The sequence below is a fragment of the Streptococcus sp. V913 genome, from assembly GCF_054353455.1.
Map to the genome: position 1 here is coordinate 104378 of NZ_JBTHHX010000005.1, position 15371 is coordinate 119748.

At 41.7% G+C, this 15371-nt stretch carries 14 protein-coding genes; 8 read left to right on the forward strand and 6 right to left on the reverse strand.

Features of this window, described 5'->3' with window-relative positions; all coding sequences use genetic code 11:
- Position 1: 1 nt before the first annotated feature.
- The 4 genes from ACXYSL_RS08725 (at position 2) to ACXYSL_RS08740 (ending at position 3732) form a co-directional block, all read left to right on the forward strand.
- A complete protein-coding gene (locus ACXYSL_RS08725) occupies positions 2 to 643 on the forward strand; it encodes a lysostaphin resistance A-like protein (RefSeq protein ID WP_458624504.1) in 642 nt (213 codons plus the stop codon).
- A gap of 17 nt (positions 644 to 660) precedes the next feature.
- Complete coding sequence (locus tag ACXYSL_RS08730; protein WP_458624505.1) at positions 661 to 891, forward strand: hypothetical protein; 231 nt, start codon at positions 661 to 663, stop codon at positions 889 to 891.
- A 158-nt stretch (positions 892 to 1049) separates the two neighbouring features.
- Positions 1050 to 2813 carry an aspartate--tRNA ligase gene (gene aspS, locus ACXYSL_RS08735; protein WP_458624506.1) on the forward strand — a complete coding sequence of 588 codons (1764 nt, stop codon included), beginning with the start codon at positions 1050 to 1052 and terminating at the stop codon, positions 2811 to 2813.
- Complete coding sequence (locus ACXYSL_RS08740) at positions 2791 to 3732, forward strand: YitT family protein (RefSeq protein ID WP_250315672.1); 942 nt, start codon at positions 2791 to 2793, stop codon at positions 3730 to 3732. Before aspS ends, ACXYSL_RS08740 begins: the two co-directional genes overlap by 23 nt.
- Before the next feature lie 33 nt (positions 3733 to 3765).
- Here the strand turns inward: ACXYSL_RS08740 and ACXYSL_RS08745 are convergent, their stop codons facing one another.
- From ACXYSL_RS08745 to ACXYSL_RS08765, 5 genes are all read right to left on the reverse strand, one after another.
- A complete protein-coding gene (locus tag ACXYSL_RS08745) occupies positions 3766 to 4752 on the reverse strand; it encodes a LacI family DNA-binding transcriptional regulator (protein ID WP_458624507.1) in 987 nt (328 codons plus the stop codon).
- Positions 4753 to 4761: 9 nt separating this feature from the next.
- A complete protein-coding gene (locus ACXYSL_RS08750; RefSeq protein WP_458624508.1) occupies positions 4762 to 5562 on the reverse strand; it encodes a DUF1189 domain-containing protein in 801 nt (266 codons plus the stop codon).
- A 180-nt stretch (positions 5563 to 5742) separates the two neighbouring features.
- Positions 5743 to 6585 carry a sugar ABC transporter permease gene (locus ACXYSL_RS08755; protein WP_167266530.1) on the reverse strand — a complete coding sequence of 281 codons (843 nt, stop codon included), beginning with the start codon at positions 6583 to 6585 and terminating at the stop codon, positions 5743 to 5745.
- A 1-nt stretch (position 6586) separates the two neighbouring features.
- On the reverse strand, positions 6587 to 7879 hold the full coding sequence (locus tag ACXYSL_RS08760) for a carbohydrate ABC transporter permease (protein WP_162279193.1): 1293 nt from the start codon (positions 7877 to 7879) through the stop codon (positions 6587 to 6589).
- Between the two features lie 126 nt (positions 7880 to 8005).
- Positions 8006 to 9277, reverse strand: coding sequence for an extracellular solute-binding protein (locus tag ACXYSL_RS08765; RefSeq protein WP_458624509.1), 1272 nt, complete (start codon positions 9275 to 9277; stop codon positions 8006 to 8008).
- Positions 9278 to 9689: 412 nt separating this feature from the next.
- Here ACXYSL_RS08765 and malQ point away from each other — a divergent pair, with 412 nt between their 5' ends.
- The 3 genes from malQ to ACXYSL_RS08780 all read left to right on the forward strand — a co-directional run bounded on the left by malQ (position 9690) and on the right by ACXYSL_RS08780 (position 13981).
- Entirely contained in the window at positions 9690 to 11222 is a 1533-nt protein-coding gene (malQ, locus tag ACXYSL_RS08770) for a 4-alpha-glucanotransferase (protein WP_458624510.1), read from the forward strand.
- 77 nt (positions 11223 to 11299) lie between these two features.
- Positions 11300 to 13558, forward strand: coding sequence for a glycogen/starch/alpha-glucan family phosphorylase (gene glgP / locus ACXYSL_RS08775; RefSeq protein WP_458624511.1), 2259 nt, complete (start codon positions 11300 to 11302; stop codon positions 13556 to 13558).
- A 216-nt stretch (positions 13559 to 13774) separates the two neighbouring features.
- Entirely contained in the window at positions 13775 to 13981 is a 207-nt protein-coding gene (locus ACXYSL_RS08780) for a hypothetical protein (protein WP_009013759.1), read from the forward strand.
- Positions 13982 to 14091: 110 nt separating this feature from the next.
- On the opposite strand, the gene ACXYSL_RS08785 is transcribed toward ACXYSL_RS08780, so the two are convergent.
- A complete protein-coding gene (locus ACXYSL_RS08785) occupies positions 14092 to 14940 on the reverse strand; it encodes a putative RNA methyltransferase (protein WP_070534834.1) in 849 nt (282 codons plus the stop codon).
- Between the two features lie 151 nt (positions 14941 to 15091).
- Here ACXYSL_RS08785 and ACXYSL_RS08790 point away from each other — a divergent pair, with 151 nt between their 5' ends.
- Positions 15092 to 15370, forward strand: a complete 279-nt coding sequence (locus ACXYSL_RS08790) for a DUF6110 family protein (RefSeq protein ID WP_458624512.1) — start codon at positions 15092 to 15094, stop codon at positions 15368 to 15370.
- The last annotated feature ends 1 nt before the right edge of the window (position 15371 follow it).

Consider the following 15371-nt stretch of genomic DNA (forward strand, 5'->3'; position numbering starts at 1 on the left):
TATGAACTTACTTAAAAATCTTGGCTGGTTTCTTCTAGCTGTTCTATCCTTTTTCTTTAGCTATGGTCTGGTTCAGAGTATGGCGCTGTCAGCTCTTGACCTAGGGGCTTCGATCTTTGGAGTCTTGCCACTTTATGTCGCCCTATCAGGGGCCTATGTTTATGGAGTTTACAGATGGTATCAGACAGAAAAGGTTAGCATCCAGACGACTGCTTTTAATCGTTATATCTGGTTGCCTACCCTGGTTTTGCTAGTGGCGATTACGGCCCAGTTCTTTTTGCCAGATGATCCGTCGGTCAATCAACAAATCGTATCTCAACTGACAGTCGCACAGCCTGTCTTTGGTTTCTTTATGGTAGTGGTCTTTGCTCCTCTGACGGAAGAACTCATCTTTAGAGGGATGCTGGCGCGCTATCTCTTTCCTAAGCAGAACAACAGCAAACAGACAGCTTTATTTCTCCTCGTATCGAGTGTGCTTTTTGCCTTGATTCATTTTCCAGGGACTTTGCAACAGTTTTTAGTTTATGCTAGTCTGGGATTGAGTTTGGGTTTGGCTTATGTAAGCCGAAAAGGCCTTCTTTATAGCATTTCTTTACACGCTTTGAATAATTTAATCGGCTTTTTGATGATACTCATGCTATAATAGAGTCAGGAGGTCACATGAAACGAGTAATTTTATTAGCAGTGATACAGGCGGTCGTTCTCTTCTTTATCATCGGGGCACTTGCCTATGCCTTTAAAGGCGACTTCTTTTACAACTATCTAGCAGTTGTCTTTGCGCCTATTGCAGGTGTCTTGCGTTTTGCTTCGGCTTATGCGACGGAGATTGTTCTGCCTAAAAAAGCGGCTGAAATCGCAGAAAAACGTAAAGAAGGTCAAGAATCGAAATAAGAAAATCCGATGGCGTCTTCATCGGATTTTTTGATGTTGTCATGATTTTTTAGCTGTTCATTTTGATTTTTACAGACAATCAAACTTTTCTGCTGATTTTCATGAAGAGCCTGCGCTTTTATGGTAAAATAGTAACAGAATAAAAGAGGAGAGAAACAATGAAACGTAGTATGTATGCTGGTCGTGTTCGTGAGGAACACATCGGACAAGAAATGACCTTGAAAGGATGGGTTGGCCGTCGTCGTGACCTTGGTGGTTTGATCTTTATCGACCTTCGTGACCGTGAAGGAATCATGCAGTTGGTTATCAATCCAGAAAAAGTTTCAGCAGAAGTCATGGCAACAGCTGAAAGCCTTCGTAGCGAATTTGTCATCGAGGTGACTGGACAAGTTGCTGCGCGTGAGCAAGCAAATGATAAATTGCCGACCGGTGCGGTAGAGTTGAACGTGACAGCTTTGACAGTGCTTAATACAGCCAAAACAACACCTTTTGAGATTAAGGATGGGATTGAGGCCAATGACGATACACGTTTGCGTTACCGTTACCTTGACCTTCGTCGTCCAGAAATGCTAGAAAACCTTAAGCTTCGTGCTAAGGTGACCCACTCTATCCGTAACTACTTGGATGAGTTGGAGTTTATCGATGTGGAGACGCCATTCCTTTCTAAATCAACGCCAGAAGGGGCGCGTGACTATTTGGTGCCATCTCGTGTCAATAAAGGGCATTTCTACGCTCTTCCTCAAAGTCCACAGATTACCAAGCAACTTTTGATGAATGCTGGTTTTGATCGTTACTACCAAATCGTCAAATGTTTCCGTGACGAGGACTTGCGTGGTGACCGCCAGCCTGAGTTTACCCAGGTCGACTTGGAAACGTCTTTCCTTACGGAGCAAGAAATCCAAGATATCACCGAAGGCTTGATCGCGCGCGTGATGAAAGAAACCAAAGGCATCGAAGTAACACTTCCATTCCCACGTATGAAGTACGATGATGCGATGGCTCTTTATGGTTCTGACAAGCCAGATACGCGTTTTGACATGTTGCTTCAGGACTTGACAGAAGTTGTCAAGGGTGTTGATTTCAAAGTCTTTTCAGAAGCTCCTGCTGTAAAAGCCATTGTGGTCAAAGGAGCTGCAGATAACTATTCACGTAAAGACATTGACAAGATGACCGAAGTAGCCAGACAGTACGGTGCCAAAGGTCTTGCTTGGGTCAAGGTGGTTGATGGAGAATTAAACGGACCAGTTGCCAAGTTCTTGACTGGTATCCAAGCAGAATTGACTGCAGCACTTGATCTTGAAGATAAGGACTTGGTTCTCTTTGTGGCAGATACGCTTGAGGTAGCCAATGCAACCCTTGGTGCCCTTCGTGGACGTATTGCCAAAGAGCTTGACTTGATTGATAACGATAAATTCAATTTCCTTTGGGTGGTTGATTGGCCAATGTTTGAATGGTCTGAAGAAGAAGGTCGCTACATGAGCGCCCACCATCCATTTACCCTTCCACAGGAAGAAACAGCTCACGAATTAGAAGGTGATTTGGCTAAGGTTCGTGCCATTGCTTACGATATCGTCTTGAATGGTTATGAGCTTGGTGGTGGTAGTCTTCGTATCAATCAAAAAGACCTTCAAGAACGCATGTTCAAGGCTCTTGGTTTCTCAGCTGAAGAAGCAAATGACCAGTTTGGCTTCCTTCTTGAAGCCATGGACTATGGTTTCCCACCACACGGTGGTTTGGCTATTGGACTTGACCGTTTTGTCATGTTGCTTGCAGGAGAAGAGAATATCCGTGAAGTCATTGCCTTTCCTAAGAACAATAAGGCAACCGACCCAATGACACAAGCTCCATCAACAGTCGCTCTCAAACAACTAGAGGAACTCAGCTTACAAGTAGAAGAAGATGAAACAAGCAAAACGAATTAAGCGGTGGCGCTATTATCTGCGCCGCTTTGCTTATCAGATAAAAATCTTACGAGTTTTACAAAGTATCTCTCGGGAAAAATATGATGAGAAAGTATCGGCTTCTCTGGTTTATGGCTTTTTGTCAGCAGTAGCAGTCAATTTCTTTTTTCAACCAGGGCACGTTTACTCCAGTGGCGCGACGGGTCTGGCACAGATTATCTCTGCCTTGAGTAATCACTGGTTTGGCTTTTACATTCCGATATCGCTAACCTTTTATGCTATCAATTTTCCGTTGATGATTTTAGCTTGGTATCAGATTGGACATAAATTTACGGTCTTTACTTTTATTACAGTATCCATGAGTTCCCTCTTTATCCAGCTTGTACCAGTTGTGACCTTGACAGAGGATCCCATTATCAATGCCCTTTTTGGGGGTGTTGTCATGGGCTTAGGGATTGGTTTTGCACTCCGTAACAATATTTCTAGCGGAGGTACAGATATCGTCAGTCTGACCATTCGTAAGAAGACAGGTAAGAATGTCGGTAGCATTTCTTTCCTGGTAAATGGAACCATCATGCTGATAGCAGGTCTAACCTTTGGTTGGAAATACGCCCTCTACTCTATGATTACCATCTTTGTATCGAGCCGTGTGACAGATGCGGTCTTTACCAAGCAAAAACGCATGCAGGCCATGATTGTGACCAATAATCCTGACAAGGTAATCGCAAAAATCCATAAAAAATTGCACCGCGGAGCAACTATGATCCACGATGCAGAAGGAACCTATAATCATGAGAGAAAAGCAGTCTTGATTACGGTTATCACGCGAGCAGAGTTTAATGATTTTAAACACATCATGAAACAGGTCGATCCGACAGCCTTTGTCTCTGTATCTGAGAATGTCCACATCCTAGGACGATTCGTAGAAACAGACAATTAATCATACTCAAAAGACCAGCCTTGAGGCTGGTCTTTATTTTTCGATAATTTTGTGCCCAATCAACTGGCGGTAACAAATCTGTTTATTGTTTTTGGCATCGTTAATAATCTGGAGAATGGTTTCAAAGGAAACGCGCCCGAGTTCTAAGCTATTGATATCCACATAGGCTACTAGGTCGAGTCGAGGGTTGACAGAGTCAAAACTCAAGACGGGAACATTTAATTGGTGTTTATTGATGTAGTCGCAAACCCCTTCAGCTAGAAGGCTGTCGGTTGTGATGATGGCGTCAATCTGCGGATCATGATTAAATAGGAGTTCACTGAATTGATAACCTTTTTCTTCTAGAAATTCTGTTGCAAAGTAGGTAAGGTTAGTATCAATCGAAAGTTGGTGTTGTTTGAGTGCCAATTCGTAGCCTCTTAGACGGTCTTGTGTAACGAAAAGTTTCTTGGTTCCTCCGATAAAGGCAATTCGTTGGCATCCTTTTTTGATGAAATACTCAGTTGCATCAAAACCGGCTTGGACATTATCATTGTCGACAAGTGGGATAAAGGGTGAGAGGGATTTTCCAAGGATGAGGAAAGGAAACTGTTCTTCTGCTACGAGCTTCACCAGTGGATCTTCTTCTTGAGCGTAGAGGAAGATCAGACCATCGACACGTTTCCCATAAACCATCTGAGAAATAGCATTGAGACGTTCTTTTTCATCTTTCCCCGTTGCAATCTGAATAGCGTAGTGGTTTTCAGACGCGACTTGGGCGATCCCTCGTAGGACAGATGGGAAGAAAGGATTTTGGTAGAAGGCATCCGAGTCGTCAGGCAATACCAAACCGATAACTTGAGTATAGCTGCTAACTAGACTACGAGCATTGAGATTGGGATGGTAGTTGAGCTCCTTCATAGCCTTGCGAACTCGTTTTTTGGTTTCATCGCTAATCGTTGATTTGTTTTGAATAACGCGGGTTACGGTTGAAGGTGAGACACCTGCAGCCTTGGCCACGTCTTTAATCGTAACGGGCATAAAAATCTCCTATTTATGATAATCTGGATCACGGAAATGTGTCTTGTAAAAAATAGTGACCAGATAAAGAACAAAAAGAATGTTTTGTACAGTGATAAGGGTTGTCATATTTTGGCCAAAAAGTCCCAAAACAAGCGTAATCAAAGTTGGCAATCCTAAACAGTTCAAGATAAAATGGTAGCACTCTTTAAAGCTCCTAAATGAAAAGAGGCGTGATTTTTTGGTGATATAAAGGAGAAGACTAGCTCCAAGGGAGACAATGAAGAAATTCAATCCAAAGAGGAAGCTAGCACCAAGGACGAGAAAGAGACTGATATAGACACGGTTCTGCTGGTACCAGTCTTTAGAAATAGCCTGGGTTAGATCTTCCTTACTCTGGAAACTCTCCGTTTGAATGGCGTGGTAGCGAATGCGAGTTAGTTCCTTACTTTCCTTACTGATGACGAGTTCTTTCGTATCAAAATGAAGTTGCAAATCCTTTGGCAATTCCTTACTTGGACTTGGACCAATCAGAAGAGAAGGCTGCTGATTCTTAGTGCCTGAGTAGTTCAGCTTTCCATCAACGATTTGTGCATTCTCTGATAAGTCCATGATTGCTTCATCTGTCAGTGGAGTATAGACATTATCGATAAAGGTTTCCAGCGGATAAGTCTCCTGGGAACTGTTTTGGATGGCAATTGGAATCATGGACAAGCTGATGAGGAAAATGCTAGTAAAGAGGAGTTGAAACCAGTTGAGTCCAAAACGTTTTGACAGGGGCTTACGAAATCCCCAAATACTTGAAAAATATGAAAATGGATATGGAAGCATTTGTATCTTTCTAAAAGGTGTTTTCTATATGAGTATTATTATATAGAGAAATGTGCTTTATTTCAAGTCTAGTAGATAAATTGCTTACTGAAAAGCTGATTTTGCTACTATTTGCGGTCTTGTGTCTAATCTTTCAACTTTAGAAACAAGATCAAAATGAAAAAGGGTGGCGGGGATAAATTATCCCTTGTCGCCACCACTTGTAAGTCCTGAAACAAAGTTCTTTTGTAGGAAGAAGAAGAGAATACAGATTGGAAGGGCGATGAGGATAGCACCTGCTGAGAAGTAGGCAATCTTCAAGTTTTTCACATTGCTGACAAAGGTCTGTAGACCAACGGCAACTGTAAAGTATTCTTTCTCACGAAGCAAGAAACTAGAGAGGATATAGTCTCCGAAAGGTCCCATGAAGGCCCAGAGCGCTTGTACTGCAACCATTGGGCGAACGAGTGGGAGAACAATTTGCCAGAAGCGACGGAAGTGTCCTGCACCATCTAGTTTTGCTGATTCATCAAGAGACATTGGTACGGTGTCAAAGTAACCTTTCATCAACCAAGCGTTCATTGGGATACCACCACCGACATATAGGAAGATGAGGAACCAGCTATGGTTAAGGGCATTCAACATAAGGGCCATAACGAAGAAGGCTGTCAAAGCGGCCATTGTTGGTACCATTTGGATGATCAAGAAGAAGACCAAACTTTGTTTACGAGCCAAGAAGTTGTAACGGCTGTAGGCATAACCAGCAAGTACGATGATACTTGTTTGAACAACCATGGTAATCAAGGCGATAATCAAGGTATTGAGATACCAAGTACCGTATAAGGTTTCAGTAAAGAGTCCTTTAAAGTTATCAAAATTGAAGTCGATGTTAGTATCTAGTTTAAAGGCTGCGACGTTACCTGCTTTAAAGGCTGACATAATAGTAATCAAAAGTGGATAGATAATCACGATTGAAAGACCAATCAAGTAGAGGTAAGTGAGGGTTTGAGTCAGTCTACGTTTGAGTTTGATTGAGTTATTCATCTTAGACATCCTCCATATCAAATGCGTGTAGTTTCTTGAATGCGATCATAGAGATAGAGATGACAATGATAGAGATGATCAAGGTAACAGCTGCCGCCATAGAGTATTGAGGAGATGTACCTGTTGTCAAACGATAAATCCATGAGATCAAGATATCAGTTGAACCGGCTCCACCACCAACGCTACCAGGACCTCCGCCGTTGAAGAGGTATATGATAGAGAAGTTGTTAAAGTTGAAGGTGTATTGGCTGATCAATGTTGGTGCTGCAACAGCCAAAATCATAGGGAAAGTGATGTTGCGGAATTTTTGCCAAGCATTGGCACCATCGATGTAAGCCGCTTCGTAGAGGTCGTTAGGAATCGACTGCAAGATACCCAAAGTCAAAACGTAGATGTATGGGAATCCTAGCCAACCTTGCATCATAATCAAGGCAATCTTCGTCCAAGTTGGGTCTGTTTTCCAAGGGATAAGAGCACCGTCAAGGAAAGGAAGAACCTTAGCCAAGATAGGCAATACTTGAGTGTTGATCGCTCCGACACTATCGTTAAACATGTTTGAGAATGTCAAGATAGTGATGAAGGCTGGAACAGCCCAAGGAAGAAGGAAAATAACACCAAAGATACGTTTTCCTTTGATAAATGGTTGGTTGGCAACGATTGCTGTAAATATACCAATGACAATCTGCAAGGTAGAAGCAGCCAAGGCCCAGATGATGGTCCAAGAAAGAACCGCACCGAAGGCTGAACGGAAGGTACTTAAGCTCCAGATGTTTGTAAAGTTAGTCAAACCAACCCAGTCCAACAATTTGTTTGGTGGCAAGTGTTGGAAGTCATAGTTGGTAAAGGCAATCATCAAGGTTACGATAACTGGGAAGATAATCGCAAATGTCATAGCGACGTAAGATGGGATGATCAAGAGGTAAGGGAAACCATTCTCATAAATACCTTTGATCATATCTTTAAAAGTACGTGGGACAGGAATTCCATTGTTAATACGTTTTGCGATTGTATGTGCATCTTTAATATTTGAGAAATAAAAGAGCACATAAACGACTACAAAGATTAAATGGAATGCACCACGAATCAGCATAAAGAGGGAATTATCACGACCTGGCTTGTCACCAAGAGTGATCAAATTGTGCAATTCAGGGGCTGCAAGTGCTAGGAAATAAAGAACAAACACGATAGTGACACCAAGGAAGATAAAACCTTTGGCCTTTTGTTTATTGTAAATCTGTCCTAACCCAGGAATCACTGAAAGCAAGGCTGCTTTGCTAGGTTGTTGGTTTTCCATGAATACTCCTTTCATAGGATACGAGATTGAAGTTTGTCTCCAATCACTAGATAGGCAACTGCAATCATTCGTAAATTTATAAAATCAAAGGGGGATTTGTATTCTCCCCCCTTGTAACGAATTCAATTATTCACCAAATTTTTGTTTGATTGTTTCTTTGATCAATGTAACAGCATCGTTAGCAGCTGTCTTAGCATCTTTTTTACCACTTACAGCGTCAAAGAGCATTGTTTTAGCTGGATCCCAAACAGCTGACATTTGAGAAATGTTTGGCATTGGTTGAGCGTTCTTGAACTGTTCAATCACGGCTGTTGTCAACTCATCTTTTTTGCCTTCAGCGTATGAACGGGCTTCAGTGTTAGCTGGGACCTCGTTAGTTTTATCGTATAATGCTTTTTGTTGTTCAGTTGAAACTAGGAAGTCTACAAATTTTTGAGAAGCTTCAAGGTTCTTAACGCTTGATGGGATGACCCAAGCTTTACCACCACCGAATGCTGCGTAATCTTTTCCGTTTGGAAGAGTTGGGATAGTAGCGACACCGTAGTTTACTTTAGCATCTTTGAACGCTTGAGCTTTCCAAGGACCATCGATGATAGCAGCTGTTTTACCTTCTTGGAATTGAGTTTGGATCAAGTTTGCAGCACCTTCAGTATCTTGCATCCCTTTAGGCCATTTTTCGTACCAAGATTTAGCGTAGTTGATACCTGTGATAGAACCGTCGGTTGCAAGACCGATGTCTTTAGGATCTTTACCGTTTTGGCCAAATACGTAAGCACCGTTACCAGCAAGGAGTCCGTATGCGTAGTAGAAGTTTGTCCAGTCAGCTAGGAAGGCAGTAGTTTTGCCATCTTCACCAGCGAAAGCGTATTTGCTGTCTTTAGCAAGGTTTTCCAAATCAGCAAAAGTTTTTGGAGCTTCTTTTATCAAGTCTTTGTTGTAGTACATCACAAGTGACTCGATAACGGCAGGAGCACCGTAAACTTTACCGTCAGCAGCTGTTACAAGAGATTTTGTTTTATCGTCTGTTTTAGCACCGTCGCTCAATTTCACTTCTGAAAGTTGTCCGTCAGTACCAAGGCTACCTACACGGTCGTATGGAGCCATCATAACATCAGGTGCTTCACCAGATTGGTTGTCAAGAGAAAGTTTATCAAGACCTCCAAGAGCATCACCAGTTTTAATGGTAACTTTTGTTCCTGATTCTTTTTCATAAGCTTTAGCAACCTCTTCAATGTAGCTCTTATAGCCCTCGTCTACATATACAGTGAGTTCTTTCGCTTCAGATGAACCAGTATCAGCAGCTTTGTCAGCAGATTTGCTTCCGCAAGCTACCAAAAGCAAGCTAGCTAGAGTAGCAGTTCCGAGCACAGCAGCGCTCTTCATGAATTTAGATGACATAGTGTATTCCTCCTAAAGAATAACAGTTATAATTTATTCGGGAAACGCAAACGTTTTCCTTTATGAGCTTAGTATAGCACAAATAGAAAACGGTTGCAAGCTTTTTTAGCAAAAATTTTCTTTTTCTTGATTTGAAAAGGTACAAGGGAAACGATTGCATTGATCAGGCTGATTTCTTAGCGAAAATGAGGCTGTTTTTAATTTCAACTATCTTAAATAAGCAAAACTTTATAGGAAAAGTGTTCGTTTCATAAAATAACAGTAGAACCAAGATCCATTCAAAGAAAAAGAAATCAAAAAAAAGTTTCTAAAAACGCTTGCATTTGTGTTTAAAATACGCTATACTTAATTTAACGCAAACGTTTGCGTCTTGATTGCGCAACGTTTTATAACAAACACATGAGGTGCTATTATGAAAAAACGTCAAAGTGGTGTGTTGATGCACATCTCTTCTCTGCCAGGAGCATACGGGATTGGATCATTTGGCCAAACTGCCTATGATTTCGTTGATTTCTTGGTTCGTACGAAGCAACGTTACTGGCAAATCCTCCCTCTCGGGACAACAAGCTATGGAGATTCTCCATACCAATCATTCTCAGCCTTTGCTGGAAATACGCATTTTATCGACCTTGATATCTTGGTAGAGCAAGGCTTGCTCGAAGCCAGTGATCTTAAAGGTGTTGACTTTGGTAGCGATGCATCTGAAGTTGACTATGCGAAGATTTATTATGCACGTCGTCCGCTTTTAGAAAAAGCAGTTAAACGCTTCTTGGAAGTGGGTGATGTCAAAGATTTTGAGAAGTTTGCTCAAGATAACCAATCATGGCTTGAACTCTTCGCTGAGTATATGGCGATCAAAGAGCATTTTGACAATCTTGCTTGGACAGAATGGCCAGATGCAGATGCTCGTGCGCGTAAAGCTTCAGCACTTGAAAGCTACCGTGAGAAATTGGCAGACAAGTTGGTTTACCACCGTGTGACTCAATACTTCTTCTTCCAACAATGGTTGAAATTGAAAGCCTACGCTAACGACAACCACATCGAAATCGTTGGGGACATGCCTATCTACGTAGCGGAAGATTCAAGCGATATGTGGGCAAATCCACATCTCTTCAAGACAGATGTCACTGGTAAAGCAACTTGCATCGCAGGATGTCCACCAGATGAGTTTTCTGCTACTGGTCAGCTTTGGGGGAACCCAATCTATGACTGGGAAGCCATGGACAAAGACGGTTACAAATGGTGGATTGAACGCTTGCGCGAAAGCTTCAAGATCTACGATATCGTTCGTATCGACCACTTCCGTGGCTTTGAATCTTACTGGGAAATCCCTGCTGGTTCCGATACAGCGGCCCCTGGTAAATGGGTGAAAGGCCCAGGCTATAAGCTTTTTGCAGCCGTTAAGGAAGAGCTTGGTGAGCTAAACATCATCGCGGAAGACCTTGGTTTCATGACAAATGAAGTGATTGAGTTACGTGAACGTACTGGCTTTCCAGGAATGAAGATTCTTCAATTCGCCTTCAACCCAGAAGATGAAAGTATCGATAGTCCACACTTGGCACCTGCCAACTCTGTTATGTACACAGGAACACACGATAACAATACGGTTCTTGGTTGGTACCGTAATGAAATCGACGATCCAACTCGTGAATACATGGCTCGTTACACGAACCGTAAAGAGTACGAAACAGTGCCACACGCAATGCTTCGCACAGTCTTTTCATCCGTTAGCTTCATGGCTATTGCAACCATGCAAGACTTGCTAGAACTAGATGAGTCAGCTCGCATGAACTACCCATCTACTCTTGGCGGAAACTGGTCTTGGCGTATGACTGAAGATCAATTGACTCCTGCTGTCGAGCAAGAATTGCTTGATTTTACAACCATCTATCGCCGTGAAAATAAAGACTTGAAGCCAAAAGAAGTTCAAAAAGCAGAATCCTAATCATACTGAAAGCGTGCTTACACAAGTAGGCTTTCCTCTATTTACAATTATTGTTGAAACAAAAGGAGACTCTCAACATGGAATCATTACAAAAATATGTGATTGATCATCATCAAAAAACAATTGCTGAATGTTCAAACGAAGAATTATACATTGCCTTGCTCAACTACACCAAGCAAGCTAGTGCGCAAAAGAAATTAAATACTGGTAAGAAAAAAGTTTACTACATCTCAGCTGAGTTCTTGATCGGTAAACTCTTGTCAAACAACTTGATCAACCTTGGTCTTTATGACGATGTGAAAAAAGAACTTGCTGATGCAGGTAAAGAGTTGATCGAAATCGAAGAAGTCGAATTGGAACCATCTCTAGGGAATGGTGGTTTGGGACGTTTGGCAGCCTGCTTTATTGACTCAATCGCTACACTTGGTCTGAACGGTGACGGTGTTGGTTTGAACTACCACTTTGGTCTTTTCCAACAAGTTCTTAAAAACAACCAACAAGAAACGGTTCCTAACGCTTGGTTGACTGACCAAAACTGGTTGGTTCGCTCAAGTCGTAGCTACCAAGTGCCATTTGCGCACTTTACATTGACATCTACTCTTTACGATATCGATGTGCCTGGTTACAAAACAGCAACTAAAAACCGTTTGCGTTTGTTTGACTTGGATTCAGTTGATTCTTCAATCATCCAAGATGGTATCAACTTTGACAAGACAGACATCGCTCGTAACTTGACTCTTTTCCTTTACCCAGATGATAGTGATCGTCAAGGTGAATTGCTCCGTATCTTCCAACAATACTTCATGGTTTCAAACGGTGCGCAATTGATCATCGACGAAGCAATTGAAAAAGGAAGCAACTTGCATGACCTTGCTGACTACGCAGTTGTCCAAATCAACGATACTCACCCATCAATGGTGATCCCTGAGTTGATCCGTCTTTTGACTGCTCGTGGTATCGAACTTGACGAAGCCATCTCAATCGTTCGCAGCATGACAGCCTACACTAACCACACCATCCTTGCTGAAGCCCTTGAAAAATGGCCACTTGAATTCTTGCAAGAAGTGGTTCCACACTTGGTACCAATCATTGAAGAATTGGACCGTCGTGTGAAGGCAGAATACAAAGATCCAGCTGTCCAAATCATCGACGAGAGCGGACGTGTTCACATGGCTCACATGGATATCCACTACGGATACAGTGTTAACGGGGTAGCAGCACTCCACACTGAAATCTTGAAGAACTCTGAGTTGAAAGCCTTCTATGATATTTATCCAGAAAAATTCAACAATAAAACAAACGGTATCACTTTCCGTCGTTGGCTCATGCATGCTAACCCACGCTTGTCTCACTATCTAGACTATATTATTGGACGTGGTTGGCACCATCAAGCAGAAGAGCTACAAAATCTAATGTTTTATGAAGACAAAGCTGCTGTCAAAGAAAAATTGGAAGATATCAAAGCTCACAACAAACGTAAATTGGCTCGTCACTTGAAAGCTCACCAAGGTGTGGAAATCAATACAAACTCTATCTTTGATATCCAAATCAAACGTCTTCACGAGTACAAACGTCAACAAATGAACGCTTTGTATGTGATTCACAAATACCTTGATATCAAGGCTGGGAACATTCCTGCTCGTCCAATCACAGTCTTCTTTGGTGGTAAAGCAGCTCCTGCCTACACAATCGCCCAAGACATCATTCACTTGATCCTTTGCTTGTCAGAAGTGATTGCAAATGATCCAGAAGTAGCTCCACACTTGCAAGTGGTTATGGTTGAAAACTACAACGTTACTGCAGCAAGCTTCCTCATCCCAGCATGTGACATCTCAGAACAAATCTCACTTGCTTCTAAAGAAGCTTCAGGTACTGGTAACATGAAATTCATGTTGAACGGAGCCTTGACTCTTGGTACTATGGACGGTGCTAACGTGGAAATCGCTGAGTTGGTTGGCGACGAAAACATCTACATCTTTGGTGAAGACTCTGAAACTGTTATCGACCTTTATGAAAAAGCAGCTTACAAATCAAGCGAATTCTACGCTCGTAAAGCTATCAAACCATTGGTTGACTTCATCGTCAGCGACGCTGTTCTTGCAGTAGGTAAGAAAGAACGCTTGGAACGTCTTTACAACGAATTGATCAACAAAGACTGGTTCATGACTCTCCTAGACTTGGAAGACTACATCAAGGTGAAAGAGCAAATGCTTGCTGACTACGAAAACCGTGACGCATGGTTGGATAAAGTCATCGTCAACATTGCCAAAGCAGGATTCTTCTCATCTGACCGTACAATCGCTCAGTACAACGAAGATATCTGGCACTTGAACTAAGATACAAAATTTATACTAATCGCTTTTTTGAATGATGTGGATTTTAGCCAATCAGGTCTAAAAAGAGATAAATCATAGATACGTTGAAGTTTTAGAAATACTGCTTTTTACTGTATTTCAGTCTCATGATTCTTCGTAGTTGATGGCCTCGTATTTCTTGTATCCGCTTATAATTTGTATCATAATAGCATTGTGGTGAAGAAAGAAGGTGTTTATATGTGGAAAAAATATTTTTCAAAATATAAATGGACTGATTTATTCTGGATACTATTTGTGGTTTTGTCATCACTCTCGATGGGGAATCGTACTCTTTTTCCACTTACCCATCAAGAAATCTCTTATCATGGGTGCTATTTGGGGATTACACTTGCCTCATTTCACTTATTATTCATTGATAAATTTGTCATTTCGAATCGAAAATAAATGGAGAGGTTAAAATTTTTTCCACTTTTCGGATAGACAGTTGAAAAATCGCAATTTAAACCCACGCCTCAAGAAGAGGTGCGGGTTTTTGTCTTATCTGAAAGTTTTAATTACAGTGCTTTCCCAACCAAAATCTCTGCTTCAATGGTAATCTCTGTCAGTTGGCTCCAGTCAATCTTGGTATGGTCAACGTGAAAGAGTAAGGGCGTCATGGCAAGCAGGGCTTGGCGTTGCTCAGCCGAGATAGGTTTTGTTAAGGAAGCAATCTGACTAGATTGGATTCTGAAATGTTCCTGGAAATGTTCTTTGATATCTTGGTTGGAATAATCCTTCTTTGTCAGCTGGTCCTGCACCATTTGACGGATTTCTTTGAGGTGATTTTCGGTTGGGATGACCTTGATCAAAATACCGTCTTTGGATAAAACGCGACGGAATTCCCCATAGTTGGCAGGCGAGAAGATATCAAGCAGGATATCCATGCTGGCGTCTTTTATAGGAAGACGAGCCAGGTCGCCGACAAACCAGTTGACCGCCCAGTTGGGTTCACTCTTAGCAGCGATTTGAACGGAATCTTTTGAAATATCAAAGGCGTAAAAGGTTTTGTCAGAGTGACTTTCTTGGAGCTTGCGAGAGTAGAAGCCTTCGCCACAACCGATATCCAAGACTGTTTTTGCGGATGGTTTAGTGGCTAGTAAGTCGGAGATACCTTCTAAGATAGCCTGATAAAAGCCAGCCTCTAGGATTTCTTGGCGGTTTTGAAAGTTTTCCTTGTCGTAGTTGGCAGATTGCTTGATTTGAGGAGCCAAGTTGACATAGCCAAATTTTGCCAAGTCAAAAGAATGACGATTGCTACACTTGAGACTGCTCTCTACTAAGGTTAGATTTTCTTGGCAGATAGGACAGGCAAAGGCAGTCGCAGCAGCGAAGCGTTGAAGTTTGGGTTTGAGATTTGTATTCATAGTTTAAGTGTATCAAAAGAGGCAAGTGAAAGCAACTTTAGGAGCAAGTAGATGGGAGATTCAGTAGAAATAAAACTAATTCTCCAATTTATAAAATGAAATTGCTTTTATATCTAAATTGCTATATAATAATGATAAGGAGGAAATAAGTATGTTAAAAGAAGTATTAACCGTTGCAAAAGTTGCGAAAAAATCTTCATTATTTTTGGGTGGTGTCGCATTTGGTACCCTTGGTTTGAAAATCTTAGCAAGTAAGGAAGCTAAAAAAGGTTATTCTAAAGCTTTGGCTAAGGCTTACAAGTTGAAAGACGAGCTAGATGCATCTGTTTCTGTTGTGAAACAACATGGAGACGATGTTTTGCAAGATGCTAAATGTTTGTATGAGCAAGAGAAAAAAGAAGAGCAATTAGATAGCCTTATAGGAGAATAAT

Excerpts from the sequence above, each read along its gene's own strand:
- ACXYSL_RS08790 (WP_458624512.1), top strand. The coding sequence starts at position 15,092 with ATGTTAAAAGAAGTATTAACCGTTGCAAAAGTTGCGAAAAAATCTTCA.
- aspS (WP_458624506.1), top strand. The coding sequence starts at position 1,050 with ATGAAACGTAGTATGTATGCTGGTCGTGTTCGTGAGGAACACATCGGA.
- ACXYSL_RS08760 (WP_162279193.1), bottom strand. The coding sequence starts at position 7,879 with ATGGAAAACCAACAACCTAGCAAAGCAGCCTTGCTTTCAGTGATTCCT.
- ACXYSL_RS08765 (WP_458624509.1), bottom strand. The coding sequence starts at position 9,277 with ATGTCATCTAAATTCATGAAGAGCGCTGCTGTGCTCGGAACTGCTACT.
- ACXYSL_RS08725 (WP_458624504.1), top strand. The coding sequence starts at position 2 with ATGAACTTACTTAAAAATCTTGGCTGGTTTCTTCTAGCTGTTCTATCC.
- ACXYSL_RS08745 (WP_458624507.1), bottom strand. The coding sequence starts at position 4,752 with ATGCCCGTTACGATTAAAGACGTGGCCAAGGCTGCAGGTGTCTCACCT.
- ACXYSL_RS08785 (WP_070534834.1), bottom strand. The coding sequence starts at position 14,940 with ATGAATACAAATCTCAAACCCAAACTTCAACGCTTCGCTGCTGCGACT.
- ACXYSL_RS08730 (WP_458624505.1), top strand. The coding sequence starts at position 661 with ATGAAACGAGTAATTTTATTAGCAGTGATACAGGCGGTCGTTCTCTTC.
- glgP (WP_458624511.1), top strand. The coding sequence starts at position 11,300 with ATGGAATCATTACAAAAATATGTGATTGATCATCATCAAAAAACAATT.
- ACXYSL_RS08755 (WP_167266530.1), bottom strand. The coding sequence starts at position 6,585 with ATGAATAACTCAATCAAACTCAAACGTAGACTGACTCAAACCCTCACT.
- ACXYSL_RS08780 (WP_009013759.1), top strand. The coding sequence starts at position 13,775 with ATGTGGAAAAAATATTTTTCAAAATATAAATGGACTGATTTATTCTGG.
- malQ (WP_458624510.1), top strand. The coding sequence starts at position 9,690 with ATGAAAAAACGTCAAAGTGGTGTGTTGATGCACATCTCTTCTCTGCCA.
- ACXYSL_RS08740 (WP_250315672.1), top strand. The coding sequence starts at position 2,791 with ATGAAACAAGCAAAACGAATTAAGCGGTGGCGCTATTATCTGCGCCGC.
- ACXYSL_RS08750 (WP_458624508.1), bottom strand. The coding sequence starts at position 5,562 with ATGCTTCCATATCCATTTTCATATTTTTCAAGTATTTGGGGATTTCGT.